The organism is Nocardia albiluteola, assembly GCF_018860155.1.
GTDB lineage: Bacteria > Actinomycetota > Actinomycetes > Mycobacteriales > Mycobacteriaceae > Nocardia > Nocardia albiluteola.
The window spans coordinates 34573-58890 of sequence record NZ_JAHKNI010000008.1; the positions used below are offsets into that span (position 1 = coordinate 34573).

Sequence of the window (24318 nt, forward strand, 5' to 3'; positions counted from 1 at the left end):
CGTCGGCACCGGGAATGCGCGGGGGCGCCGAGGAGAGTGTCGTCGGTGTCGGAACGGTGGCCGGGTACGGATGGGGGTGTCCCGTTCGATCGGGCGCGCGCCGCAGTTGCGCCGATGGCATTTCTGCGCTGTGCGCGGGTGCGTAGCGTGTCGCCGTCACGGACCGAAATCGTGGACCCGCCATACTGGTATGCGTGAGTGAGCTCGAGAGCGAAGCATCGACATCGTGCGTGGTGTGGGCGGCGGGGCCGAGCGCCGGTGAGGTGCGCCGTTGAACGGGTCCGTGTGCGGTGTGGGCGACGTCGCGGGACGGCCGGCGCGGCTCGGTGAGGTGCGGCGGTGACCCCGGGGCGTGAGGCCGTGCCCTCCGGGCCGATCGTGACGGTGTCGGGCCCGATGAGCCGCCGCAATCCGCGGCGTTCGGAGCTGGTGCTGTGTCTGGCGGCGGTCGCGATCGTCGTGGTGGCGGCCGTGGCAATGGCGTCCGCGACCGGCGGCGGCCTGGGGTCGCTGCGCTGGTCGCTGGTGGTGTTCGCGGGGCTCGCGCTGCTGGCACACCTGGCGGTGCGGGTGTTCGCGCCGCAGGCCGATCCGGTGCTGCTGCCGTGCGTGGTGCTGCTCAACGGTCTGGGTCTGGTGCTCATCGACCGGCTGGACCGGGCCGCGGCCGCGCTGGCGGCCTCGCAGGGCGATCCCGTGCCGTCCTCGGACGCGGCGCGCCAATTGATCTGGACCGCAGCGGGTATCGCGCTGTTCGCGCTGATCCTGGTGCTGGTGAAGAACCATGCCCAGCCCGCCAAGTACGCCTACACCTGCGGCCTGGTCGGCCTGGTGGCGCTGCTGATGCCCGCGGTGCTGCCGTCCTCGATCAGCGAGGTCAACGGCGGCAAGAGCTGGATCAGGTTCCACGGCTTCTCGATTCAGCCCGGTGAGTTCGCCAAGGTGCTGCTGCTGATCTTCACCGCCGGATTCCTGGTCGCGAACCGGGATCTGTTCAGCACCGCGGGCAAGAAGATGCTGTGGTTCACCGTGCCGCGGCTGCGGGATCTGGGGCCGCTGCTGCTGGTGACGTTCGTGTCGGTGATCGTGCTGGTCTACGAGAAGAACCTGGGCTTCTCGCTGCTGGTGTTCGGGACCGTGCTGGCCATGGTGTACATCGCCACCCAACGCGCGTCGTGGCTGGTGATCGGCATCGGGATGTTCGCCGTCGGCGCGGTCATCGCCTACAACCTGTTCGCCCACGTCCGGGTGCGGGTGCAGGTGTGGGAGGATCCGTTCGCCAGCTACTACACCAACGGATTCCAGATCGCGCAAGGCCTGTTCGGGCTGGGTACCGGCGGGCTGTGGGGGGCGGGCCTGGGCGGGGGGCGTCCGCAGGAGGTGCCGTTCGCGAACACCGACTTCATCATCTCGACCATCGGCGAGGAGCTGGGCCTGTTCGGCCTGACCGCGGTCATCGTGCTGTTCACCATCATCACGCTGCGTGGCTTCAGCGCGGCGATGACCACCCGCGATTCGTTCGGCAAGCTGCTGGGCGGCGGGCTGGCGTTCTCGATCGGCTGGCAGCTGTTCGTGGTGGTCGGCGGCGTCACCAAGCTCATCCCGCTGACGGGTCTGACCACGCCGTTCATGTCGTACGGCGGATCCTCGCTGCTGGCCAACTACGTCATCATCGCGCTGCTCATCCGGATCTCCCACGACGCCCGCAGCGCACCCGCCCCCGCGCCGCCCCCGGTGGCGCCGATCGCCGAGGCGATGACCGAGCACATAGCCCGTCCGCCGAGCTGACGGGAGTTGCGGCCTGATGGGCGCTGTCGGCGAAGCCGTCTGAAGACCGCGCACGGCCGGAGCGAATGCGGAGGTACGCCTGATGGGCGCTGTCGGCGAAGCCGTCCGAAGACCGCGCACGGCCGGAGCGAACGCGGAGGTACGCCTACTCCGCCCGCGGCGCGCCCTCCAGTGCCTTGCCCGCATCCCGCCAAGCGACGATGCCGCCGTCCAGGCTGCTCGCGTCGTATCCGGCGCGGCGGGCCACGGCCGCGAACCGCCGCGACACTTCGCCGACCGGGCAGACGAAGACCAGTGGCCGTGACGGGGAGAACGGAATGCCCTGGGCCAGCATGTCGTCGAGCTGGTCGTCCCGGATGTTCAGCGCGCCCGGCACGTGCCCGATCCGGTAGGCCATCGCGCCCCGGGTATCGACGATGATCGGATGCGTTGCGGCGGTGAGGCGTTCGAGCTCGTCGGGGGAGACCGACGGCACGGCGGCGAGCTCCTGCGCGTCCGGCGCGGGTGGGCGGGTGTCGTTGCGGCCGAACAGGTCCGGCCGGCGCTTGCGCATGTACGACACGTAGGGCTCGAGCCGGTCGCAGACGATGATCACCGCCACCACCGGGCGGTCGGTCGTGATCGTCGAATAGTCCAGCGCCCCCAGCAATTCCAGCGCCGCGGCATAGGTTGCCCCGCTGGTGGGACCGGCCAGAACGCCGTAGCCGGTGGCCAGCTCCAGGCATCCCTCGATCGCCGCGGCGGAGGTCACGGTCATGACGCGGTCGTAGAAGTCGGGCTGGAACAGTCCCACCTCCCACATCTCGGTCTCGAACCGGATGCCGGGAATGAAGTCGCTGCGCTCGGACACCACCGCGATGGTGCGCAGTTCCGGATGGTGCTTGCGCAGATAGCTCGCCGTGCCGCGGGTGGACCCGGTGGTGCCCAGACCGCCGATGAGGTAGTCGATTCCGGAGCCGTCGGTGCCGCCGAGGTCCTCGTGGATCTCGCGGCCGGTGCCCTGATAGTGGGCCTCGATATTCTTCTCGTTGGTGTACTGCGACGGGTAGAAGTAGGTCCCCGGATGCCGGGCCATCGTCGATTCGATTTCGGAGTACACATTGTTGGGCGTGGTGGGGTCGGGGCATTCGGACAGCCCCGGCAGCTCCTCGATCTCGGTGCCGAACATTTCCAGCAGCTCGCGCACGTCGTTGATCTTGATGCGGTTGGTGACCGCGCGCAGCCCGACGCCGCGCATGGCGCCGAGAATGCGCAGCGCCTTGGCGGTATTGCCGCTGGAGGCTTCGATGAGTGTCTGCCCGCGCGCGGCGATGTCGTCGTAGTCGTCGCGGATCATCCCCCATGCCACCCGATCCTTGACCGAGCCGAACGGGTTGGCGGACTCCAGCTTTGCGTAGAGCTCGACATTGGCCAGCCCGTGCACGGCAGGGTCCAGGCGCAGCAGCGGGGTGTTACCGATGAGTTCGGTGATGTGGTCGTAGCGCATCAGGCGTTCCCGTCGATGGTGTCAATGGGGTCGGGCTCGTAGTCGAGGTCCCGGCAGATCTGGAAGGCGCCGGACCGATACGCGACAGCGAGTTTGGGCGCGGGCGGGTGCATCGAGGCCGTCGCCGCCGACAGATCCATGTGGTAGGCGGCCGTATTGGGGAACACGACCAGATCGCCGGGCCGCGGGCGGGCATCGAGCCAGACCTTGTGGTTGGTGATCAGATCGCGTTCGAGGCAGAGTCTTCCGGCGAAATACACACCGACGGGACTCTCCTGGTCGGCAACCGGCCGCAGGGTGGGCAGGGTGTCGCCGCTCGCGCGCCTGCCGCCGCTGTGTGCCGCGGTGTACAGGGGCTGGGCGGCCTCGCGATGCGCGTCGCTGGGCAGCACCAGCGGATCCACCATCACCTCCTGATCGGCGGGGGTGACGGTGTCGCGGGCCAGATCGAGATTGACCAGGACGCTGCCGTCGGCGGCCTCCTTGACGAATTCCACCCGGGCCACGGTGATTCCGGCGTGGTCGACCAGCGCCTTGCCGGGCTCGAGCCAGATCTCCAGCAGATTCTCCGTGGCGAGCTGGACCAGGTTGCGCCCGTCGTGCGCGTCCAGCGGCGCGGTCAGCAGCTCGGCGAGCATGCGGGTGGCGGGCTCGGTATTGGCGTACTTGTGGAAGATCGGGATGCCGTGCACCCCGGTGTCGTCCACGTGGTAGCCGAAGGTGTTGCGGCCCCAGACCATCTTCTCGCCCCGGTCCAGCAGCGATTCGCGCAGCGCGGCCACGTAACCGTCGAACCGCTCGACGTCGGCGGTGAACACCTGCCGCAAGCCGCCGCCGATGTCGAGCACCGTGGGTGTCAGGCCGTGCGAGTAGGCGAGTTCGATCAGTTCCAGGCAGGCCTGCACCGCGCGCAACCGCTCCGGGATCTCGCCCGAGTCGAGGTGGAATGCGATGCCGCGCAGGGTGAGCCGTCCGCGATGCGCCGAAAGTACCTGCAGCGCCTCGTCAGCCTCGCGCAGTGGGATGCCGAACCGGCTCACCGCGCTGCCCGCAAACCCCGAGACCCGCAGCAGCACGGGCACCTTCGCGCGGTCGCCCGCCAGCTCGGCGATGCGCCGCAATTCCCAGAGGTTGTCGACATTGACGGTGACACCGGAATCGATGAGTTCGCGCAGGAACGACTCGCCCTTCGGGCCGGTCACCTCGATCCGCATCGGGCCGAATCCGGCGTCGACGGCGGCGGCCAGTTCCTGTGCCGAGGCAACGTCGATGGCGATTCCCGCGTGTTCGGCGGTGCGCAGCAGCGCGCGCGACCGGTTGACCTTGTGCGCATAGCAGATTCGGTACCGCGGCGGATGCCGGTCCAGCACCGCGCGCAGACGGCTCAGATTCTCCGCGTACACCTGCGGAAACAGCAGATGGGCCGGGGAACCGAAGCGGATCAGCGCATCCTCGGCCGCACCCGGGGTGTCCAGGAACGCGCGCACCAGGGGATGGAGCTTCGCGGGTAGGGCGGGGGCGCTCACGGGGCCGTCCCGCGGAGCTGCTCGGGTGCGGCATCACCGACGGCGCCGTTCGGCCCCGGCGCGGCCCGCGTCGGGTTGTAACCGCTGTCGCGCAGGGCCTCGAAGGCGCGGTGGAGGTTGCGGGGGCTGCGGAAATCGGCCCGCACCCGCTTGCTGATCAGGTCGATGTCCTCGATCTCGATGCGCATCGATTCCAGCACCCCGGTGATGGTGCGCACGCAGTGTTTGCAGTTCATGTCCGGGACGTAGAACACCCGGTTCTCGGCCTCGGAATCGTCGTCGTCCGATTCTGCCCGGCGCACCTCGGTGAGGGTGATCCGGGCGACCGCGGCGGTGAACTCCTCGACGAAGCGGTCCACCACGACCGGCAGCAGGCTGTAGTGCTCGCTCTCGAGCTGATGCGGCATCGCGGCCAGGCAGGCCGGGCGGGTGCCCGGGGGCAGCAGGGCGTACTGGCGCGAGATGAGATCCAGTTCGTCGTGGTATTTCTCGATCGCCGCCGCGACGGACATGCCCTCCAGCGTGGTGGCACGGCGCATGACAGCGTGCGCGTCGGCGATCGTCGCGTCCTTCATCGCCCGCAGCGTGGCCACGGTCTCGGCGGTGTAGCGCACGGTGCCGTCGTGCTGGGTCACGAACATCACCGGGACCATCCCGCGCCGATAGGTCGAGGCCTGCAGCTCCCAGTACCAGCGGGTGGCCACGGCGCCGAAGATGCCCGATTCGCGCATGCCGTGGGCGAATTCGGCCGGCGTGCGGTACGGCGTGAAGCGCGCCAGCAGCGCGTGCTGCGCGAGCGCTCTGCCGGTCGCCTCGATGCCCACGCGGAAGATATCGATCGGATCGTGGTCGGTGGTGGTGCCCTCGAGCGCGGCGCGGTCGCGCGGTGAGAGCGCCGAAATATGGCCGGCCAGCGCGGAATCGGCCTCGATCGCATGCCACAGCACCAGCACCGCCTCGCGCATGGCGATCGGCACGATCGGGCCCAGCCCCCGGGCCTGGTAGTGCCCGGTGTTGGGAATGCCGTCGCTGTCGGTCCAGGCGACGCGATGGGTGGCCGTGCCGACCTGGTCGGGGCGGCACGGCCGCATGAACCGCTCCAGGTACATACGCTGGGACAGCGTCAGGTGGCTGTTGGGTTCGGAACGCATTGCCGCGCAGGTGTAGTCGATCCGCAGCGGAGCCGAGGGGGAGCGCGCGCCGCCGAACAGCCCCGGGCGGGCCAGGTCCGCCAGCACGCGCGAGGCGGCACGCCGGTCGTACCGGGGTTGCGGCAGGCTGCTGGTCATGTTCCGACCTCCATCGCGATGGTGCCGACACACCGGACGAATCGGTCGATCTCGTCCTCGGTGTTGTAAATGTGGGTGCTGACTCGCACCGAATCCTCCTCGGCGGCATCGGTTTCACCGGCCGGCACGCAGTGCGCGCCGGTGCGCACCAGAAATCCGTCCTGGGCCAGCACGAATCCCAGGTCCGTGGAGCCGATGCCGTCGAGGGTGAACGATACTGTGCCGTAACCGATCTCGCCGGGAGCATAGGCCGGGCCGGGGGTGAACTCGAGCCCGGGCAGCGGGCGCAGGCCGTCGATGAGCCGGCGGGTCAGTAGGCGGTTGTGTGCGGCGATGGCATCGAGCCCGATCTCGTCGAGCACGTCCAGGGCCGCGCCGAGGGCCAGGATACCGGGGATGTTGTGCGTGCCGCCCTCGAGCCGCTCGGGCATCGCGCGCGGGGCGAGCGCAGATCCGCCCGGCGCCACACCGGAATTGCCGCCGGGCAGAAACGGGGTGAGCCGATCGTGCACGCGGCGAGCGCAATACAGCACGCCGGTGCCCGGGGCGCCGAACATCTTGTGCGCGGACAGGACCGCGAAATCGGCGCGCAGCGCGGCCACATCGATCGGGAGATGCCCGCCGCTCTGGCTGCAGTCGAAGCACAGCAGCACCCGCGGATCGAGGCGTCCGCGCAGCTGCTCGAGGGTGTTGCGAGCACCGAAGACGTGGTGCAGGTGGCTTACCGTGAGGAGCCGGGTGCGTGGCGACACCTTGGCGGCGATGTCGTCGGTGTCGGCGTCGCCCAGTTCGGTGGTGCGGTAAGGGATCAGGCGCAGCGCCCGCCCGAACCGGGCCAGGGTGTCGCGCAGGTGCAGCCAGGGATACACGTTGGAGGCGTGATCGCGTGGGCTGTAGAGGATTTCGTCCCCGTCCTCGAGATTTGCCAGGCCCCACGACAGCGCCACGGCGTTCAGTCCCGCGGTGGCGCCGGGGGTGAAGACGATTTCGTCGGGGGCTGCGCCCACCAGCGCGGCGGCCTGCGCGCGCACCTGCTCGATCGCGCGGGTCAGGCCGGTGGCCCACGGATAGGTGCCGCGCCCGGCGTTCGCCGTGTGTGTCCCCAGATAGTTCGTGACGGCCGCGATCACGGATGCGGGTTTCTGCGTGGTCGAGGCGCTGTCCAGGTACACCTCGGGCGCCGCGGCGAGGGACGGAAACATCGAGCGCACGGTCTCCGGGGAGATCGGACGGGTGCGTGGCACCGACCTGGCGTGCGGGGCAGCGGTGGCCTCGGACGGGCGCGGCGCGGGTTGCGTACCTCCGGCCGGGCGTGCCACCGGCGCGGGCTCGTGCCGGTCCGCAGGGGCTACCCGAACCTCAGGCGGAGCGGGGGAAGACCTCGACGCAGGTGACCACAAACGTGACGCTCCCTTCGGCTCGTACGCTCCGACCCAATCCACGATACGCACATTCGGCCGGGTGTTCGAAGGTTCTCGCCGACAACGTTTTTCGCCGGGGCTCGGGACCGCTGCACCGACTCTGCAAGAGGGCGAGGGATTTTCGGGCTATTTGCCGGGAAGATCCGGACCGCCCGGGTTACACAGCGCCTTCACGGTTGCGTCATATCCCACTGCGGGGCGCCAGGGTTCCAGATTCCAGTCCGGCTTGTCCGGGGCGACCAGCCGGGCCCACTGCCAATGGCACTTGAACTGGTCGTACATGCCGGGGGTGTTCGCGTCGGGGGCATCGGTGAGCACCTCGCCCCAGGCCCGGTCCAGCGCGGGCGGATACGAGTCCTTGCGGCCCGCCGGGGTCGGATAGACATGGAGCCGGCGCCCGTCCGAATCGGTGGTCCACCGAGTGTGGTCGATGAGCTTCGACGAGGCATAGGCGTCGGTGGTCGGGATGGCCGGGCCCGACGTCGTGGCGGCGGCCTGCGGGGCGGACGGCGGTGCGACGGTGGAGCCGACGTGGCCGATCGCCACGGGCGCGGACTCGTCGGGCGCCCCGCAACCACCGACCACGAACACGGCGGCAAGGAGTGCGGCCGCGACGGGCGTCGCCGCGCCCGCTCGTCCGATTCCGTACCTCATGCTCGATCCCCGATCCGTGATGCCTCGCGTTTGCTACCGTACCCGGGCGTCTGTCGCGTGCCCGCCGGGGCCGCCCCGGTGTGCCCGTCCTGCCCGGAATGTCGGTGCGTTGCACGTAGAGTGGATGCGTGGCCGCGCAGCTGACCAAGGGACAAATCGACCAGCTGACCGTCGACGACCTCACCGTGTCGGTCCGGCACGCGGAGGCGATCGATGTCTCGGCGCTGTTACTGAATGGGGCGGGGAGGGTGCGCGGGGAGAACGATCTGGTCTTCTACAACCAGCCCGCCGGCCCCGGCGTGCGGCTGGCGTCCGGGCAGCCGGGGATGTCGATCGCCCTGCGCGCGCTGCCGCCGGACATCGATCATGTCCGGGTGGTGCTGACCCTCGAGGATCCGCAGGCCCATTTCGGCGACTATCCGGCGCCCTGGGTCCGGATCGAGGGCGCCGGCGGGCGGATGGTGTACGAGTACGAGATCGACGAGCTGGACCAGGAGTCCACGGTGATCGCGTTCGACCTGGACCGGGTCGGCGCGAGCTGGCAGCTGCGGGTGCTCGGGCACGGCTATCCCGCCGGGTTCGCTGCCCTGGTGATGGGGCACGGCGTGCACATCGGCCCGGCCGGCGGCCAGGACGACGGCGCCTATCGCGGTCCAGCGGTGCTGGAGGCCGGCCAGGAGGTGGCCCTGCACGAGATCCGCAAGGGCGAGCTCGCCATGGTGAAGATGGCGCTGGGCTGGGATCCGGTACGGGTGCACGGCGCGCGCGGCATGCGCAAGGTCGAGATCGATCTGGACGCCTCCGCGCTGCTGTTCGTCGGGCACAACCTCGTCGACGCCGCGTTCTTTCAACAGCTTTCGGCGCGCAACGGCACCGTGCGGCACTCCGGTGACAATCTCACCGGCGAGGGGGAGGGCGACAACGAGGTCATCACCGTGGACCTGGCGCGGTTGCCGCAGCAGGTGACCGCGGTGGTGTTCGTGGTGACCTCCTACGCCGGGCACACGTTCGAGCGGGTCCGCAATGCCTTCTGGCGCATGATCGACGGCACCTCCGGCGCCGAGCTGGCCCGCGGCAATCTGCGCTCGGGCGGCCAGCACACGGGCATGGTGGTGGCGAAGGTCTACCGCGACGACGGCATCTGGCGCCTGGGCGCGATCGGCGCACCCATCGAGGCGGGCCACCCGGTCGAGGCCGTCCCGCAGGTCACGCCCTACCTGTAAAGGCATTCGATGCGCACCTGCATGGCGTGCGTGAACGCACGCCATGCAAAGTTGCATCGACTGCCGAAAATGGCCGCTTTTTCGAGCGGCACTCAGGCGCTGTCGCGGTTGGTGATCTCCACGATGGGCAGGACCAGGGCGGCGGGGGCCGAGGCCGGGACGACCGGTGTGTTCGGTGCGACGGGGGAAATCCGCTCGTAGGCCGCGCCCTGGGCGGGCCGGGTGTCCTGCTCGCCCTTGTTCGGCCACATCGCCGCGGCGCGCTCGGCCTGGGCGGTGATGGTGAGCGAGGGGTTCACGCCGAGGTTGGCCGAGACCGCCGCGCCGTCGACCACGCTCAGGGTCGGGTAGCCGTAGACCCGGTGATACGGGTCGATCACGCCGTGCTCCGGATCGGCGCCGATCGGCGCGCCGCCGAGGAAGTGCGCGGTGAGCGGGATGTTGAACACCTCGCCCCAGCTCCCGCCCGCGACGCCCCCGATCTTCTCCGCCACGCGCCGGGTCACGTCGTTGCCCGCCGGGATCCAGGTCGGATTCGGTTGGCCGTGGCCCTGTTTCGAGGTCATCCTGCGCCCGCCGAGCAGCCCGCGCTTGGTGTAGGTGGTGATGGAGTTGTCGAGATTCTGCATGACCAGCGAGATGATGGTGCGCTCACTCCAGTGCCGGACGTTGGCCATGGTGAGCAACTGCGCCGGATTGCACAGCACCACCCAGAGGAAGCGTAGCCAGCGCGGGATGCGCCCGCCGCCGTCGACCATCAGCGTCTGCAACAGGCCCATCGCATTGGAGCCCCGGCCGTAGCGCACCGGCTCGATGTGGGTGTCGGGGGTGGGGTGGATCGAGGAGGTGATCGCCACGCCCCGGGTGAAATCGACGTCCGGATCGACCGTGCGGGTGGCCGCGCCGACGATCGATTCGGAGTTGGTGCGGGTCAGCTCACCCAGCCGCGGCGAGAGACCGGACAGAATTCCCCTGTCCCGCATGGCGAACAGCAGCTGCTGCGTGCCCCGGGTGCCCGCGGCGAGCACAACGTGCGAGGCGGTGAACGACCTGGGAGACTTGCGGATCCAGGCCCCGGTGCGCTCGGTGTCGATCCGCCACGTGCCCGCGGCCGACGGGTGCACCGCGGTGACCGTGGTGAGCGGGAAGACCTGTGCCCCGGCCTTTTCCGCGAGATACAGGTAGTTCTTGACCAGGGTGTTCTTGGCGCCGTGACGGCAGCCGGTCATGCATTCGCCGCATTCGATGCAGCCGGTGCGTTCCGGGCCCGCGCCGCCGAAATACGGGTCCGGGACGGTCTTCCCGGCCTCGCCGAAGTACACCCCGACCGGTGTCTGCACGAAGGTGCCCCCGACGCCCATGTCGTCGGCGACCTGTTTGAAGACCTCGTCGGCGGGGGTCATGTGCGGATTGCGCACCACGCCGAGCATCTTGGTGGCCTGCTCGTAGTAGGGCGCGAGCTCGGCATGCCAGTCGGTGATGTCGCGCCACTGTGGATCGGCGAAGAACGGCGCCGGCGGAACGTAGAGGGTGTTGGCGTAGTTGAGCGAGCCGCCGCCCACGCCCGCGCCGCCCAGGATCAGCACGTCGCGCAGCAGATGGATGCGCTGGATGCCGAAGCAGCCGAGCTTGGGGGCCCAGATGAACTTGCGGAGATCCCAGCTGGTCTCGGGCAGCTCGTCGTCGGCGAAACGGCGCCCGGCCTCGAGGATGCCGACCCGATACCCCTTCTCGACAAGTCGCAGCGCGGTGACGCTGCCGCCGAATCCGGAGCCGACGACTAGCACGTCGAAATCGGTATCCCGCTGGGTCATGTTCTCGCTCCTCGAGGGGGTTTGTCGGCGATGACCGGGGTAACGCTACTACCAAGTAGCCTTCGGTTGCTGCAGTAGACATGCAATAAACCGAACGGAAGGAAGCACTGATAATATTTGCGTGCACCGCTCTCTGTATGGCACAGTGGAGAGCATGACCGCCACTACGCCCCGTGCGCGGGCCCGCGCACGCACCATGGAGGACATTGTCCGGATCGGCCGCGAACACCTCGCGATCCACGGCGCCGCGGCGCTGTCGTTACGGGCGGTCGCCCGCGACCTGGGGGTGGTGTCGTCGGCGGTGTACCGGTACGTGCGCAGCCGGGACGAACTGCTGACCCTGCTGGTCGTCGACGGCTACTCCGAACTCGCCGACGCGGTCGACGCCGCGCTGGCCGCCGCACCGGACGATCCGCTACGGCGCTTCCGGGCCGTGGCCCGCGCGCTGCGCGAGTGGGCGGTCGCCGAACCGGCCCGCTACGGATTGCTGTACGGCACACCGGTTCCCGGATACGAGGCGCCCGCCGAGCAGACCGTCGCGCCGGGCGTGCGCGTGGTGGGCACCATGCTGCAGATCGCCGAGGCGGCTTACCGCACGGGCGCCCTGACCGCACCGGATCCGGAGCCGCCGGTGGCGGAGGCGCTGTCCGGCGACCTCGGCCGTATTCGCGACGAGATGGGCATTGCGACGCCGGACTGGGTGCTGACCCGGGCGATCTCGGTGTGGAGCGGGCTGATCGGCGCGGTGAGCGCGGAGGTCTTCGAGATGTTCGGCGGCGACAGCTTCACCGACCCGGCGGACGTTTTTGAGCATCAGATCGGCAACCTGGCCGCCATGCTGGGATTTTCCGCACCTTTTGACTGATTTTCCGCGCGGCTGGCAATCCTGCAGCAGCCGGAGTGTGAGATCGTAGGACGCGATGAAAGACGACACCCAGCCGAACCCGGCCGTCGACTCTCCGTCCGAAGACCGCGACGGGGCTGAGGCGTCACGGGACGAGGCGCACGCGGAGCGGTCGTACGTGGCGCCGACACCCGCCGAGCGCGCCCGTCGGTGGGCGTCGCCGCCCGTCGAGCCCGCGGACGGCCCCGGCCCGGCCGAGGGCGCCCCCGCCGAAAGTGCCGCGCGCACGGAGAGTTCCGTGCCCGCCGGTAGCCCGGTGCTCGCCGACATCGCGGGCGACACCGGAAACGCTCCCATCTCGGCCCTCGCCGTGGTGCGCTCGGGCCGCCGCGCCGGTCGCCGAACCCCCCGTCCGCGTGGTACTTCCGCGCCCCGTGCCGCGAAACGGTGGGGGGCCTTGAAGATCGCGGGCCGGTCCCTGGCCGCGCTCAGCGCCGTCGCGGTCATGGCGGGCACCGGCGCCCTGTATTACGCCGAGCGCAGCGTGAATCAGGGCTTCACCCGTTCCTTCGCGATCAGCAAGCAGGACGCCGCGGCCCTCGACGGCGACCTGAACATCCTGCTCATCGGCCTGGACACCCGCAAGGACCAGAACGGCCGGGACCTGCCGAAGAACGTGCTGGACCAGCTGCACGCCGGAGACGGCCAGGAGGGCGGCTACAACGCCAATTCGCTTATCCTGGTGCACATTCCGAAGGATCTGAAGTCGATCACCGCCTTCTCCATCCCGCGCGACGACTACGTGCCCGTGTCCGGAATACCCGGCTACAACCACGCCAAGATCAAGGAGGCGTACGGGCTGAAGAAGGCCGCGGTGGAGGACAAGCTGATCGATCAGGGCGTGAAGGATCCGGTCGAGCTGGAACAGAAGGGCCGCGAGGCCGGACGCGAATCGATCGTCGCGAATGTCAAGGCGCTGACCGGCGTTCCGATCAATCGATTCGCCGAGATCTCGCTCGTGGGCTTCTACGATCTGGCCAACATCCTGGGCGGGGTCGACGTCTGCCTGAACCACGCGGTCGACGACACGTACTATTCCGGGTCGGTGTTCCCGGCCGGTCGCCAGCATCTGGACGCGGCGAACGCGCTGTCGTTCGTGCGTCAGCGGCATGGCCTGGACAACGGCGACCTCGATCGCACCCACCGCCAGCAGGCGTTCCTGACCTCGGTGGCCAAGCAGTTGAAGGATTCCGGGACGCTCACCGATCTCGGCAAGCTGCAGGCCCTGGTCGACACCGCACAGAACGATATCGTGCTCTCGCAGGGCTGGAATCTGCTGGATTTCGCGCAGACGATGGGCAAGACGGGTTCGATGCCGATTCAGTTCCGCACGCTCCCGATCAAGGGCTACGACGTCATCGACGATCAGGACGTCAATATCGTGGACATCCCATCGATCCGCAAGACGGTGCGCGCGGCGTTCGGGGTGCGGGCCCCGCAGTCGACGACCCCGAAGGCGATGCCCACCGGCATCGTGGACGTCCTCAACGCAGGCGCGGGCACCGGGGTGGCCGGGAAGGTGTCGGCCGCGTTGGCGGCCAAGGGATTTCACACGGGCCACGTCGGCAACGCGAACTACTCCGACGGCTCGACCTCGGTGGTCTACTTCGGCTCGGGCGCGGACACCGCCGCCGAGCAGGCCGCGGACATGCTGGGCGGCCTGCCCACCGCGGCCTCCTCCGGCGTCCCGGACGGGCACGTGCGGATCGTGATCGGCAGCGACTTCACGATGCCGGACGGGCTGACGGCCGCGGATTCCGCCACCGGCAGCGATTCCGCCGCGAGCACCGATTCTTCGTCGAGCGCCGCCGACAGCGAAACATCGTCGTCGAGCTCGACCTCGGTCAGCACCTCCGCCAACCCGAATGCCGACTCCGGCAAGCCGGTGACCACCACGATCGGATCCGACATTCCCTGCGTGAATTGAGCAGCCGGGCGCTTCCCTCGCAGTGACGGCGTTTAGGATTCCGGCGTGACCGGATTCGACGACGATGCCTTCGAGCACCTCGACACCTCGACGTTGCCGCCGCGGCAGCAGCGGATTCTGGTGGCCATCCGGGATTCGGTGGTGCGGCACGGGTATCCGCCCAGCACGCGGGAGATCGGGCAGGCGGTGGGGCTGCGGTCGGCCTCGACCGTGTCGCGGCATCTGAAGGCGCTGGAGGACAAGGGTTTTCTGCGCCGCAGCGACAGTGTCAGCCGGCCCATCGACGTGCGATTGTTTCTGCGGGGTACGGCCGCGCCGGAGCGGGACGGCGACTCGGTGGACGTGCCGGTGGTCGGCGATATCGCGGCCGGTACGCCGATCCTCGCGCAGGAGCACGCCGAGGACGTCATGACGCTGTCCCGTCAGCTGGTGGGGCGCGGCACGGTCTTCGGGCTGCGCGTGCGCGGCGATTCGATGATCGACGCGGCGATCTGCGACGGCGATATCGTCGTGGTGCGCCGCCAGCAGGAGGCCCAGTCGGGGGAGATCGTGGCCGCGATGATCGACGGCGAGGCGACGGTGAAGGTATTCCGCCGCCGCAACGGGCACGTATATCTCGAGCCCCGAAATCCCGCGTACCAGGTCATCGACGGTGATTCCGCGATGGTGCTGGGAAAGGTCGTTTCGGTGATGCGCCGAATGTGAGATATGGGCGAATTCACTCGGGGCCGCGAATCGCATTGTTGTGTGAAACATGGCCGGTTCGCTGAACGATTATCGGTGAACTAGAGTTCCGGTCGAGAGTTCGGCTGGTAAAGGCAGGGTCGGGACAACGGAGGTTTACGTGGGACGTCGGATTCGGATCGCAACGGCTGCTGTCGCAGCCCTGTTCGCGGGGTTATCGACGGTGGTGGCGGCGGGACCGGCGGCGGCCGCGACCGATCCGCTGATCGCCTCGGGCCACCCGGCGGCCAGCCCGGTCGCGCCGGATGGCTCCAAACTCTTCGACTTCGCCGTGGTCGACGGCCAGCATCTGAAGCTGAGCGTGTTCTCCGCCGCGATGAACAAGCCGGTCAGCGTCGAGGTGCAGCGCCCCAAGGACGCGTCGGTGCCGCGCCCGACGCTGTATCTGCTCAACGGCGCCGGCGGCGGCGTGGACAACGCCAGCTGGGACGCGCAGGCCCCCGAGGCGCTGAAGTTCATGTCGGACAAGAACGTGAACGTGGTGCAGCCCATCGGCGGCGCCTGGAGCTACTACGCGGACTGGCGCGCGAGCGACCCCAACCTCGGGGTGAACAAGTGGCAGACGTTCTTCACCCAGGAGCTGCCGCCGATCGTCAACGGCGTGCTGAACACCAACGGCGTCAACGCGATCGCGGGCCTGTCCACCTCGGGCACCTCGGTGCTGGAGCTGGCCATCGCCAAGCCGGGCCTGTACAAGTCGGTCGCCGCGTACAGCGGGTGCGCGCAGATCAGCGACCCGATCGGCTACCGGTTCGTGAACCTGGCCGTGAACGTCTGGGGCGGCGGCAACACCGTCAACATGTACGGCCCCGAGCACGACCCGATGTGGGCCGCGCACGACCCGTATGTGCACGCCGACCAGCTGCGCGGCCTGAACCTGTTCGTCTCGAGCGGCTCCGGCCTGCCGGGCAAGTGGGACACCCTCAACGGCCAGTACGCGCTGCCGGGCGTCGGCGGCCTGGCCAACCAGCTCATCATCGGCGGCGTGATCGAGGCCGCGGTCAACGGCTGCAGCCACAACCTGCAGGCCAAGCTGAACCAGCTGGGCATCCCGGCGACGTACGACTTCACCCCGACCGGCACCCACTCGTGGGGTTACTGGCACGACGACCTGATCAAGTCGTGGCCGGTGCTGGCGAAGGGCCTGGGCCTGCCCGCGTAAGGGTTGCGTCTCACCCCTGAAGTACTGCACAGCGATGCCCGGCGCCGACTGATCGGCGCCGGGCATCGTGCTGTGCGGGCGGCTACGCCGCAGGATGAACGCCCCAGGTGGACAGCGGAACCGGATGGTCGCAGCTGCTCGGCGGGTCCACCTTCGAGCAGGCGACCGGTGCCCTGGTCGGGCGGTATCCGGCGGGTACGCCGCCGTTGCGGGTGAGTGCCGCGTATGCCTCGACCGCGTCGGTCGGCGTGCGGGTCAGGCCCGAATCGGTGGTGACATTCACGGTGTACAGGCCGAAACGCGGTGTGTAGCTGCCCCATTCGTAGTTGTCGGTGAGGCTCCAGTAGTTGTAGCCGATCAGGTTCATGCCGTCGGCCTTGGCGCGCTGCAGCCAGTAGACGGTGTCGCGCAGATGGTCCGCGCGGGTGTAGCCGTCCGGGCGGGGCTTGCCGTTCTCGGTCGGCATGCCGTTCTCCACCACGTACAGCGGCTTGCTCGGAAACAGCTTGGCGTAGTGGTTGAGTGCGTAGTAGATGCCCTCGGTCTGCAGCGGCAACTGCCACATGCCGGGCGCCCCGGCCGAGCTGCCCGCGGCGGTGGTGCCCGGGTCCGGGCCGAAATAGTAATCCACGCCCAGGAAGTCGAGCTTGGCGGCGACCCTGTCGACGAACGGCTGGTTCACCTGGGCCTCGGCGCCGGGGACGAAGCCGAGATTGCTGGTCACCATGGCGTTGGGCTGATTCTGGTGGATGAAGTCGTAGATCTCGTTGTGCGCCTGCGCGAGGCGGTCCCGCATCGCGGGGGCGTCGTCCTGTTTCAGGGCGCCGATGCGCAGCTCGGTGCCGATGTAGGCCGAGGGCTCGTTGATCGTGACCCAGATCGGATTGCGGGATGCGTAGCGGCCCACCACCTTCCGGGCGTTGTCCAGCCAGTCCTGCACCATGCCCGGATTGCGCCAGGCGCCGCGATCCGCGGCCCAGGCCGGATAAACCCAGTGGTCCAGGGTGAGCATCGGGCGCATGCCCGCGCTCACGATGGCATCGACGATGCGGTCGTATCCGGCGAACGCGGAGTCGTCCCAGGCGCCCGGGTGTGGTTGCACGCGTGCCCATTCGATGCTGATGCGGTATACCTTCACGCCCAGCTGTGCGGCATGCGTGACGTCGTCGGAGTAGTAGTCCAGGAACCGCACCGCGTCCAGATAGGGATCGGCCTTGCCGGTGGCGATGTATCGGGTCCAATTGCTTTCGGGCGCATGGCCTTCGGTCTGAAAGCCGGACGAAGCCACGCCCCAGAGGAATTCGTCGCCGAGCGCGGGCAGTTCGCCGCGCGGGGCGGGCGGTGCGGCCGCCGCGCGGACGGACGCCAGTAGCGCCGCGGCCGCGGCCGTGCCCGCGGCCAAGAACTGCCGACGGTTCAACTGTCGCATACAGCTAAGCGTAGCTGCGTAATTGCTGAAAACTCGGTCGGGCGACCCCGTGTCGCCTGACGGCTGAATCGCGAGCGCGGGTGCTCCCACGGTGCGCCGGCCCGCGTCGGCGGCGGGCCGGTCGGTGGAGGGCAGCGCTGCCGACGAGTGCGGCAGCGCTGCCGGTGCGAGCGTGTGCAACGGCGAGGGTGCCGATCCCCGCGGCCGTCCGGCCGGGATCGACGCAGCTCAGCCGCGGTAGCGCAGCGCGACGAAAGTGTCGGCGTGCGCCGGGGTCTGCGTGGAGCCGGCGACGACGATGGAGCCGTCGTGCTGGATAACCACCGCATTGCCATGATCGGCCTTGGTACCCAGGTCCGTGGCGACCTCGCCGCCCTGTCCGAAGCCGGTGTCGAGCTTGCCGTCCGTGGTGTAGCGGGCCAGGGCGATGTTGTCGCCGGTGGCGGTGCCGTGGCTGGTGCCCACCGCCACGATGTCACCGCTGGGCTCGATCCCGACCGCGGTCGCGTCGTCGGCCTTGCCGCCGAAGTCGGTGGTCACCGTGCCGCCCGTACCGAAGGCGGTGTCCTGCTTGCCGTCGGCCAGGTAGCGCACGAGCGCGAAGTTCTCGCCCTGTGCGGGATCGGGATTCACGGTGGATCCGGCGACCACGATCTTGCCGTCCGATTGCAGCGCAACGGCATTGGCGTGGTCGGCCTTGGTGCCCAGGTCGGTGGAGACCTTGCCGCCCTGTCCGAAGCCGGTGTCGAGCTTGCCGTCGGTGGTGTAGCGGGCCAGGGCGATGTTGTCGCCGGTGGCGGTGCCGTGGCTGGTGCCGACCGCGATGATCTTGCCGTCGGGTTCGATGGCCAGTGCCTGCGCGTCGTCGGCCTTGCCGCCGAAGTCGGTGGAGACCTTGCCGCCCTGTCCGAAGCTCGGATCGAGCTTGCCGTCGGCGGTGTACCGGACAAGCACGAAGTTCTCGCCCTGCGCGGGGTCGGGGTCCAGGGTGGATCCGGCCACGACGATCTTGCCGTCCGATTGCAGCGCAACGGCATTGGCGTGGTCGGCCTTGGTGCCCAGGTCGGTGGAGACCTTGCCGCCCTGGCCGAAGCCGGTGTCCGGCTTGCCCGCCGGGGTGTAGCGCGCGACGGCGATGTTGTCGCCGGTGGCGGTGCCGTGGCTGGTGCCCGCCGCGACGATGTCGCCATTGGGTTGCACGGCGACGGCATTCGCGTCGTCGGCTTTACCGCCGAAATCGGTGGATATCCTGCCGCCGTCGCCGAAGCCGGTGTCCGGTTTGCCGTCCGCGGAATAGCGGATCAACCCGAGGTTGTCGCCCTGTGCCGGGTCGTGGACGACACCGGCCAGCACGATCTTGCCGTCGGACTGCACCGCCGCGGCGTGGGCCTGCGCGGCCTGGGAGCCGAAGTCGGCCACCGCCTTGCCGTCGGAGCCGAAGCCGTAGTCGAGTGTCCCCGTGGCCGGGGTGGAGCCGCTGGAGCTCGAACACGACGCCACCGACAGGGCGAGCACCGCGCCGAAGCACAAGCGGCTCAAGTCCTTTCGGGTGGAGTGTTCTAGTACTGCACGCAACATCTGAGCTACCTCGTTTCAGTGATGAATGGGGGTAGGGCGTCGTGCGGTAGAACCTCGAAAGCCCGGACAGTATGGCTGCCGCCCGGGTGTCTGTGGTGCGGTATGAACACGTTGCAGGGGGTGACGGCGGCGGAAGTGTGCTGGCTCCCAGCCCGACACGGCATGTCGGGGGCGTGTCGGTAATTCGGCGGGCTAGCTTGCCGCGACCGATATGCGCGCGATGACCTGATCGATGTAACCGCGGAACAGTCCGGGCATGTCGACCCCGGTGGGATCGAGCAGCCACTGCAATTGCAGCCCGTCCATCATCGCGAACACCTGCCGCGCGATGGCCGCGGCATCGATCCCGGGGGCGAGGGTGCGGTCGGCGACACCGGCCTCGAGCGCGCTCACCAGGTACCCCTCGAGGGCGCGGTAGCGCCGCACGGCCCAGTCGTGCGCGGGATGCCCCTCGGTGACGGCCTCGCCGGTGACGACGGTGAACAGCCGGACCAGCCCGGGCAACTGCGCGTTGTACTCCACCAGCGTGGCCAGGCGTTCCAGGGCCGCCGCGCCGCGGAGTTCCTCGCCGAAACCCAGGCGTTCGGCATCGAGCCGGTCGCGGTGGTCGAGCACGGCGGCCAGCAGCGCGGCCTTGGTGGGGAAGTGATGCAGCAGACCGGGCTGGGACAGTCCGCACCGCTCGGCGATCTCGGCGATGGAGGCGCCGCGAAATCCGTTCTCGGCGAACGTCTTCAGGGCGACGTCGAGAATGCGCTCCTTACGCGCGTCGCCGTGCGGGCGGCCGGATGTGGACATGGCTGAACCCTAGCACGGCCCACCGATGTAACCGACCGGTCACTCTGTTAGTGGGTCGGCGCGGGGGCGCACACCGCGGTGCAAGTGCACCTGCGAGAACGAATGAGCCAGGGCCGCAAGAGATTCGGGACTATTCGCTCGCGTTCTGGCAGGATGTGGAGGTTGGCAGCGTCGCGGCCGAGGGTGTCCGTGCGCTCGTGGCTCGCGCGCGGAGGCGTGGAACGAGTGGGCCGGGCTGGCGTGCGATAGGGCGGAAGTGTCGCGCTGCAGTGCTCGTGCCCGAAGGAGAACGCATGAGTACTGTTGTCGAAACCGTCGCCGGCACGGTTCGGGGGGTCGCGGAGCCGGTGGGCGCGTACGCCTTTCGAGGGATCCCGTACGCGGCATCCCCGGTCGGTGAGCGCAGGTTCGCGCCGCCGCAACCGCATCCGGGCTGGGCGGGTATTCGCGATGCGGCCGCCGCGGGCCCCGCGGTGCCACAGTGGCCGTCCCGGCTCGAGCAGGTGATGGGCCCCCGGATTCAGGACTGGGACGAGCAGGGCTGCCTCACGGTGAACGTCTGGGTGCCGCAGGAGGTTTCGCCGACCCCGCGCCCGGTGCTGCTGTGGTTCCACGGCGGGGGATTCACCAGCGGCAGCGGCGGCTGGGACTGGTACGACGGGGCCCGGCTGGCCGCGCTGGGCGGCATCGTCGTGGTGACGGCGAACTACCGGCTCGGCCCCCTGGGTTTTCTCCGGCTGCCGGAGGCGGACAATCTCGGCTGCCGCGATCAGATCGAGGCGCTGCGCTGGGTGGCCGCCAATATCGCGGCGTTCGGCGGAGATCCGGAGCTGATCACCGTCGGCGGGCAGTCCGCGGGCGCGTTCTCGGCGCTGGCGCTGGCGTTGGACCCCGCGACGCAGAGGCTGGTGCGCCGGGTCATCGGGCAGTCGGGCCCATTGGGACTGCCGCCGCAGGATCCGGACGAGGCGGCGGAGACGACCGAGAGATACCTGGCCCTGCTGGGTATTCCGGCGGGCGGTGATCCGCTGCCGCGACTGCGCGAGGCTCCGGTGCTGGAGCTGCTGTACGCGTATGCGCGGCTGATGCTGGAGACCGGGGCGCCGGGCCGGATCGCGCCGCCGCTGTACCCGGTGCTCGGCGGGGCGGGGCAGCCCGGAGACTGGCGCGAGCTGGTGCCCGACGGGGGCCTGGCGGGCAAGGACGTGCTGCTCGGCACGACCGCCGACGAGACGACGGCGTTTTTCGCGCTGAACCCGATGATCCAGACGCTCACCGCCGAGGCGGCGCGGGAGCTGCTGGGCGCGCTGGACCCGGAGTCCGGCGCGGCCCGGTACCGCCGCTTCGCCGCCGAACATCCCGGTGCCCGTCCGGCGCAGGTGCTGACCGCCGCGGTGGGGGAGGTGACCTTCGGTGACGACCTGCTGACCCTCGGGGTCGAGCTTGCCGCACAGGGCAATCCGGCCTACATCTACCGGTTCACCCGCCGCCCCGAGCCCGATCGCTTCGGCCTCGGCGCGGCGCACTGCGCGGATCTGCCGTTCCTGTTCGGCAATTTCGAGAGATTTCCGAATTCGCCAATGCTGGGCGCGGTATCGGACCGGGACCGCGCCCTGGCGGCCCGATTCGGCGGTGCGCTGGCGGCATTCGTGGCCACGGGATCGCCGAACGGTCCCGGGCTCGAGCCGTGGAAGCCGTGGCTGCCCGGCGCCGCACCCGAAATTCGGGTGTTCTGAGCAGCATTCGCCTGAGACAGCAACAGGCCGGAACCGCCCCCGGGCAACTCCGGCCTGTTGCGTAGCGGCTCAGTGTGACGGCGCCATCAGGTTGTAGGCGACCAGCCCGTCCATCTTCTGACCGGTGTAGTGCTGCGAGACCCAGTTGTAGATGTCGACGTTCCCCACCGGATGCCAGACCCCGGCGTCCGGATCCTGCTGCGGCGCGTGCTGTTTCGTCGCGGTGGGGGTCTGTGTGTCCTTGCCGTCCGGCTTCTTCTTCCACGAATCGGGCAGCTTGACCTCGGGCGCAAGGTAATACGTGACCTGGTGGGTGCGGACCATGTCCTGGAACTGGGCCAGCGTGGGCACCGGATCCTCGGAGGTGAACCCGCCCATCGCGATCACCGAGGTGCGCGTGGACAATTCCAGGCCCGAGGCCGGCCCGGAGCGGTCGATCGCGGCGGACCACCTGGTGTGGGTGTGCTCGAGCATCGAGAGCAGCTGCGGTGGGTAGTCGCCGCCGCCCATGAACATGCCGAACACGTGCCGCATCTGGGAGAACGCGGCGGGCATATCGTCCTTCTGCGCCGGGCCGACCGAGGGGCCGCCGCCGGTGTGCGACTGCGGCAGCGTGACCGCGGCGTAGGCGGTGGATCCGGCCAGCGCCGCGACCGTTCCGGCCGCGACCAGCACCGCCGTGGCCCGTCCCCGCGCCCGGCGCGAGAGCGCGGGAATCGCGGTGAGGATCAGCCCGGCCGCCGCGATCACGGTGACCGCGAGGACCATCCAGCGCAGCCACGGCTGCCAGCCCGAATTGCGGTGCAGCAGGACGAATCCCCACACGCCACCGGCGAGAATCAGTGCGGCCGAACCCAACCGGCCCAGCATGCCGTCGCGGCGCCGCCACATCTCGTGCACGCCCAGCGCGAGGGTGCCCGCGATCGCGGGCGCGATCGCCAGGGTGTAGTAGGCGTGCATGCCGCCCTTCATGCCCGCGAACGCGGCGCCGTCGATGAGCAGCCACAGCCCGAAGGTCAGCGCCGCGCCACGCACCATGTCCGTGCGCGGGGCCCGGCCCCGCGAGATCAGCACCAGTACCAGGGCGAGGATCGCGGCGGGCAGCAGCCAGGAGATCTCGAATCCGATCTCGCCCGTGAAGAGGCGGGCGGGGCCGCCGGCCCCGCCCCACGGCCCACCGTGCCCGCCGCCGAAGCGCGGGAATTCGTAGCCCGCCGGCATCGTCGCGAACATCTTGCCCGCGCCCATGTGGTTCTGACCGAGGTAGCGGGCGAAACCGTTGTAGCCCAGGACCAGATCCATGAACGTGTTGTTCGTCGACCCGGCCAGATACGGGCGCGAGTCCGCCGGCCACAGGATGGTCAGCAGCACATACCATCCGGAGGAGATGACCAGCGCCGCCGCCGCGGCCAGCAGGTGCGCCAGGCGCTTGCCCAGCGAGGTCGGCGCGACGATCAGATAGGCCAGCGCGAGCGCGGGCATCACCATCAGCCCCTCGAGCATCTTGGCCAGGAACGCGAAACCCAGTGCGATACCGGCGAAGACGATCCAGCGCAGGCTCGCCGCGCGCAGCGACCGGATCGTGCAGTACGCACCCGCGGTCATCAGCAGCACCATTACCGCGTCGGGATTGTTGAACCGGAACATCATCGCCACCACGGGCGTGACCGCCAGTACCGCGCCCGCGAGCAGACCCGCGCCGCGGCTGTCGGTCGCCCGGGTGACCGCGCCGTACATCAGCGCGACGGCGGCGACCGCCATCAGGGCCTCGGGGATCAGCATGCTGGCGCTCGAGAAGCCGAACAGCTGGCCCGAGATCCCCATCACCCACTGCGAGACGGGCGGCTTGTCGACGGTGATGAAGTTGCCCGGATCCAGCGATCCGAACAGCAGGGCCTTCCAGTTCTCCGAACCCGCCCAGGCCGACGCGGCGTAGAAGCCGTTGCCCATCGCGTTGACGGTGATGTTCCACAGGTAGGCCGCGGCCGTGCCGAGCAGTAGCACGGCGAGCCCGATGCGCTCCCACAGGAGGGCGGGGCCGAGTACTCGTCCGGGAACGTCAGCGAGGGGAGGGGAGGTCGATTCGGGCATGGCCGTATCGGCAGTGGTCGCTGTCACCGAGCCAGCTTGTCCGGCCGATCGGTGAGAATTCTGGCCTGGGCCTGTGAGAACGCTGTGAATCTCAGCGGAAAATATCGTTGATGATGTCGTCGCCGATGCCGAATCCGGCGCCCATCGCCATCGCGCTGCCGAACGAACTACCCAGGAATCGGTGCAGCATGCCGCCACCCTGCTGCGGGTATTGCTGCGGGTAGCCGGGCTGGGGCTGAGCGTAGCCGGGCTGCGGGTAGCCGGGCTGCGGCTGGTATTGGGGCTGCGCCGGATACTGCTGCTGCGGGTAACCGGCCGGTGCGATCTGCGCGACCTGGTTGACGTGGTTGTCGACCAGCGCGTGCACCGACTGCATCACCTGCGCGGCCTGCGCCTCCTCCTGGTGCACCGACAGCGCGGCCTCCTTGAGGTCCAGCAGCCATTCGCGGGCGTTCTGATCCCCGGCAGCCGCGGCTGCCTGAAGTTTGCCCGCCAGGGTCTGGAACATCTGCGCGGTCTGCTGCGCCTGCTGCTGCAGGGCGTTCCAGTCCCGATCAACGGTGTCGGCATCCATATCGGCGATGCTACGCCGCAGGTTGCTGAATCGAGGCCGCAAAATGAGACCCGTGCCGGCGGTGTCGGAAGAACACCCGGCCGGGGACATCGAGGGAGACGCCGATGCGAAATGGTGGCGTACGAATCGGCATCCGGTCGCGGGACGCGCGCAGCGGCGCTTATATTGACCCGG

The 24318-nt window shown here is 69.3% G+C and carries 18 protein-coding genes; 7 read left to right on the plus strand and 11 right to left on the minus strand.

Annotated elements, in window-relative coordinates; translation table 11 throughout:
• The first annotated feature begins 396 nt into the window (after window positions 1-396).
• Window positions 397-1788, plus strand: coding sequence for an FtsW/RodA/SpoVE family cell cycle protein (locus tag KO481_RS23450; RefSeq protein ID WP_215920360.1), 1392 nt, complete (start codon window positions 397-399; stop codon window positions 1786-1788).
• 145 nt (window positions 1789-1933) lie between these two features.
• Here KO481_RS23450 and KO481_RS23455 read toward each other — a convergent pair whose 3' ends face one another.
• The 5 genes from KO481_RS23455 to KO481_RS23475 form a co-directional block, all read right to left on the minus strand.
• Entirely contained in the window at window positions 1934-3274 is a 1341-nt protein-coding gene (locus KO481_RS23455) for a pyridoxal-phosphate dependent enzyme (RefSeq protein ID WP_215919729.1), read from the minus strand.
• Window positions 3274-4800, minus strand: coding sequence for an alanine racemase (locus KO481_RS23460; protein ID WP_215919730.1), 1527 nt, complete (start codon window positions 4798-4800; stop codon window positions 3274-3276). Before KO481_RS23460 ends, KO481_RS23455 begins: the two co-directional genes overlap by 1 nt.
• Complete coding sequence (locus KO481_RS23465; protein WP_215919731.1) at window positions 4797-6089, minus strand: heavy-metal-associated domain-containing protein; 1293 nt, start codon at window positions 6087-6089, stop codon at window positions 4797-4799. The genes KO481_RS23460 and KO481_RS23465 overlap by 4 nt, the downstream gene beginning before the upstream one ends.
• On the minus strand, window positions 6086-7333 hold the full coding sequence (locus KO481_RS23470; RefSeq protein WP_308166756.1) for an aminotransferase class V-fold PLP-dependent enzyme: 1248 nt from the start codon (window positions 7331-7333) through the stop codon (window positions 6086-6088). The genes KO481_RS23465 and KO481_RS23470 overlap by 4 nt, the downstream gene beginning before the upstream one ends.
• 303 nt (window positions 7334-7636) lie before the next feature.
• A complete protein-coding gene (locus KO481_RS23475) occupies window positions 7637-8164 on the minus strand; it encodes a DUF2599 domain-containing protein (protein ID WP_215919732.1) in 528 nt (175 codons plus the stop codon).
• 128 nt (window positions 8165-8292) lie between these two features.
• Here KO481_RS23475 and KO481_RS23480 point away from each other — a divergent pair, with 128 nt between their 5' ends.
• Window positions 8293-9387: a TerD family protein gene (locus KO481_RS23480; protein WP_215919733.1), complete on the plus strand. Its 1095-nt coding sequence runs from the start codon at window positions 8293-8295 to the stop codon at window positions 9385-9387.
• A 92-nt stretch (window positions 9388-9479) separates the two neighbouring features.
• Here the strand turns inward: KO481_RS23480 and KO481_RS23485 are convergent, their stop codons facing one another.
• Complete coding sequence (locus KO481_RS23485) at window positions 9480-11201, minus strand: GMC oxidoreductase (RefSeq protein WP_215919734.1); 1722 nt, start codon at window positions 11199-11201, stop codon at window positions 9480-9482.
• Between the two features lie 154 nt (window positions 11202-11355).
• On the opposite strand from KO481_RS23485, the gene KO481_RS23490 reads away from it, so the two are divergent.
• The 4 genes from KO481_RS23490 (at window position 11356) to KO481_RS23505 (ending at window position 15938) form a co-directional block, all read left to right on the plus strand.
• On the plus strand, window positions 11356-12066 hold the full coding sequence (locus KO481_RS23490) for a TetR/AcrR family transcriptional regulator (protein ID WP_215919735.1): 711 nt from the start codon (window positions 11356-11358) through the stop codon (window positions 12064-12066).
• 55 nt (window positions 12067-12121) lie between these two features.
• Complete coding sequence (locus KO481_RS23495) at window positions 12122-14032, plus strand: LCP family protein (RefSeq protein WP_215919736.1); 1911 nt, start codon at window positions 12122-12124, stop codon at window positions 14030-14032.
• A 45-nt stretch (window positions 14033-14077) separates the two neighbouring features.
• Window positions 14078-14737 (plus strand): transcriptional repressor LexA, encoded by a 660-nt coding sequence (lexA, locus tag KO481_RS23500; RefSeq protein ID WP_215919737.1) that lies wholly within the window; start codon window positions 14078-14080, stop codon window positions 14735-14737.
• Window positions 14738-14876: 139 nt separating this feature from the next.
• Window positions 14877-15938 (plus strand): alpha/beta hydrolase, encoded by a 1062-nt coding sequence (locus KO481_RS23505; protein WP_308166757.1) that lies wholly within the window; start codon window positions 14877-14879, stop codon window positions 15936-15938.
• An 82-nt stretch (window positions 15939-16020) separates the two neighbouring features.
• Here KO481_RS23505 and KO481_RS23510 read toward each other — a convergent pair whose 3' ends face one another.
• From KO481_RS23510 to KO481_RS23520, 3 genes are all read right to left on the minus strand, one after another.
• Window positions 16021-17367: a family 1 glycosylhydrolase gene (locus tag KO481_RS23510; RefSeq protein WP_215919739.1), complete on the minus strand. Its 1347-nt coding sequence runs from the start codon at window positions 17365-17367 to the stop codon at window positions 16021-16023.
• Between the two features lie 228 nt (window positions 17368-17595).
• Window positions 17596-18906 carry an NHL repeat-containing protein gene (locus KO481_RS23515; RefSeq protein ID WP_245401408.1) on the minus strand — a complete coding sequence of 437 codons (1311 nt, stop codon included), beginning with the start codon at window positions 18904-18906 and terminating at the stop codon, window positions 17596-17598.
• Between the two features lie 231 nt (window positions 18907-19137).
• Window positions 19138-19743, minus strand: coding sequence for a TetR/AcrR family transcriptional regulator (locus KO481_RS23520; RefSeq protein WP_215919743.1), 606 nt, complete (start codon window positions 19741-19743; stop codon window positions 19138-19140).
• Window positions 19744-20036: 293 nt separating this feature from the next.
• Here KO481_RS23520 and KO481_RS23525 point away from each other — a divergent pair, with 293 nt between their 5' ends.
• On the plus strand, window positions 20037-21479 hold the full coding sequence (locus KO481_RS23525; protein WP_215919744.1) for a carboxylesterase/lipase family protein: 1443 nt from the start codon (window positions 20037-20039) through the stop codon (window positions 21477-21479).
• Window positions 21480-21548: 69 nt separating this feature from the next.
• Here KO481_RS23525 and KO481_RS23530 read toward each other — a convergent pair whose 3' ends face one another.
• Together KO481_RS23530 and KO481_RS23535 are read right to left on the minus strand one after the other, a co-directional pair.
• Window positions 21549-23597: an ArnT family glycosyltransferase gene (locus KO481_RS23530; protein WP_308166758.1), complete on the minus strand. Its 2049-nt coding sequence runs from the start codon at window positions 23595-23597 to the stop codon at window positions 21549-21551.
• 64 nt (window positions 23598-23661) lie between these two features.
• Window positions 23662-24144 (minus strand): hypothetical protein, encoded by a 483-nt coding sequence (locus KO481_RS23535; protein ID WP_215919745.1) that lies wholly within the window; start codon window positions 24142-24144, stop codon window positions 23662-23664.
• Window positions 24145-24318: the final 174 nt, after the last annotated feature.

Bases quoted from the DNA above. Each gene is read 5' to 3' on its own strand.
- KO481_RS23535 (WP_215919745.1), bottom strand. From the start codon at position 24,144: ATGGATGCCGACACCGTTGATCGGGACTGGAACGCCCTGCAGCAGCAG.
- KO481_RS23475 (WP_215919732.1), bottom strand. From the start codon at position 8,164: ATGAGGTACGGAATCGGACGAGCGGGCGCGGCGACGCCCGTCGCGGCC.
- KO481_RS23465 (WP_215919731.1), bottom strand. From the start codon at position 6,089: ATGACCAGCAGCCTGCCGCAACCCCGGTACGACCGGCGTGCCGCCTCG.
- KO481_RS23520 (WP_215919743.1), bottom strand. From the start codon at position 19,743: ATGTCCACATCCGGCCGCCCGCACGGCGACGCGCGTAAGGAGCGCATT.
- KO481_RS23525 (WP_215919744.1), top strand. From the start codon at position 20,037: ATGAGTACTGTTGTCGAAACCGTCGCCGGCACGGTTCGGGGGGTCGCG.
- KO481_RS23485 (WP_215919734.1), bottom strand. From the start codon at position 11,201: ATGACCCAGCGGGATACCGATTTCGACGTGCTAGTCGTCGGCTCCGGA.
- KO481_RS23495 (WP_215919736.1), top strand. From the start codon at position 12,122: ATGAAAGACGACACCCAGCCGAACCCGGCCGTCGACTCTCCGTCCGAA.
- KO481_RS23510 (WP_215919739.1), bottom strand. From the start codon at position 17,367: ATGCGACAGTTGAACCGTCGGCAGTTCTTGGCCGCGGGCACGGCCGCG.
- KO481_RS23490 (WP_215919735.1), top strand. From the start codon at position 11,356: ATGACCGCCACTACGCCCCGTGCGCGGGCCCGCGCACGCACCATGGAG.
- KO481_RS23455 (WP_215919729.1), bottom strand. From the start codon at position 3,274: ATGCGCTACGACCACATCACCGAACTCATCGGTAACACCCCGCTGCTG.
- KO481_RS23450 (WP_215920360.1), top strand. From the start codon at position 397: ATGAGCCGCCGCAATCCGCGGCGTTCGGAGCTGGTGCTGTGTCTGGCG.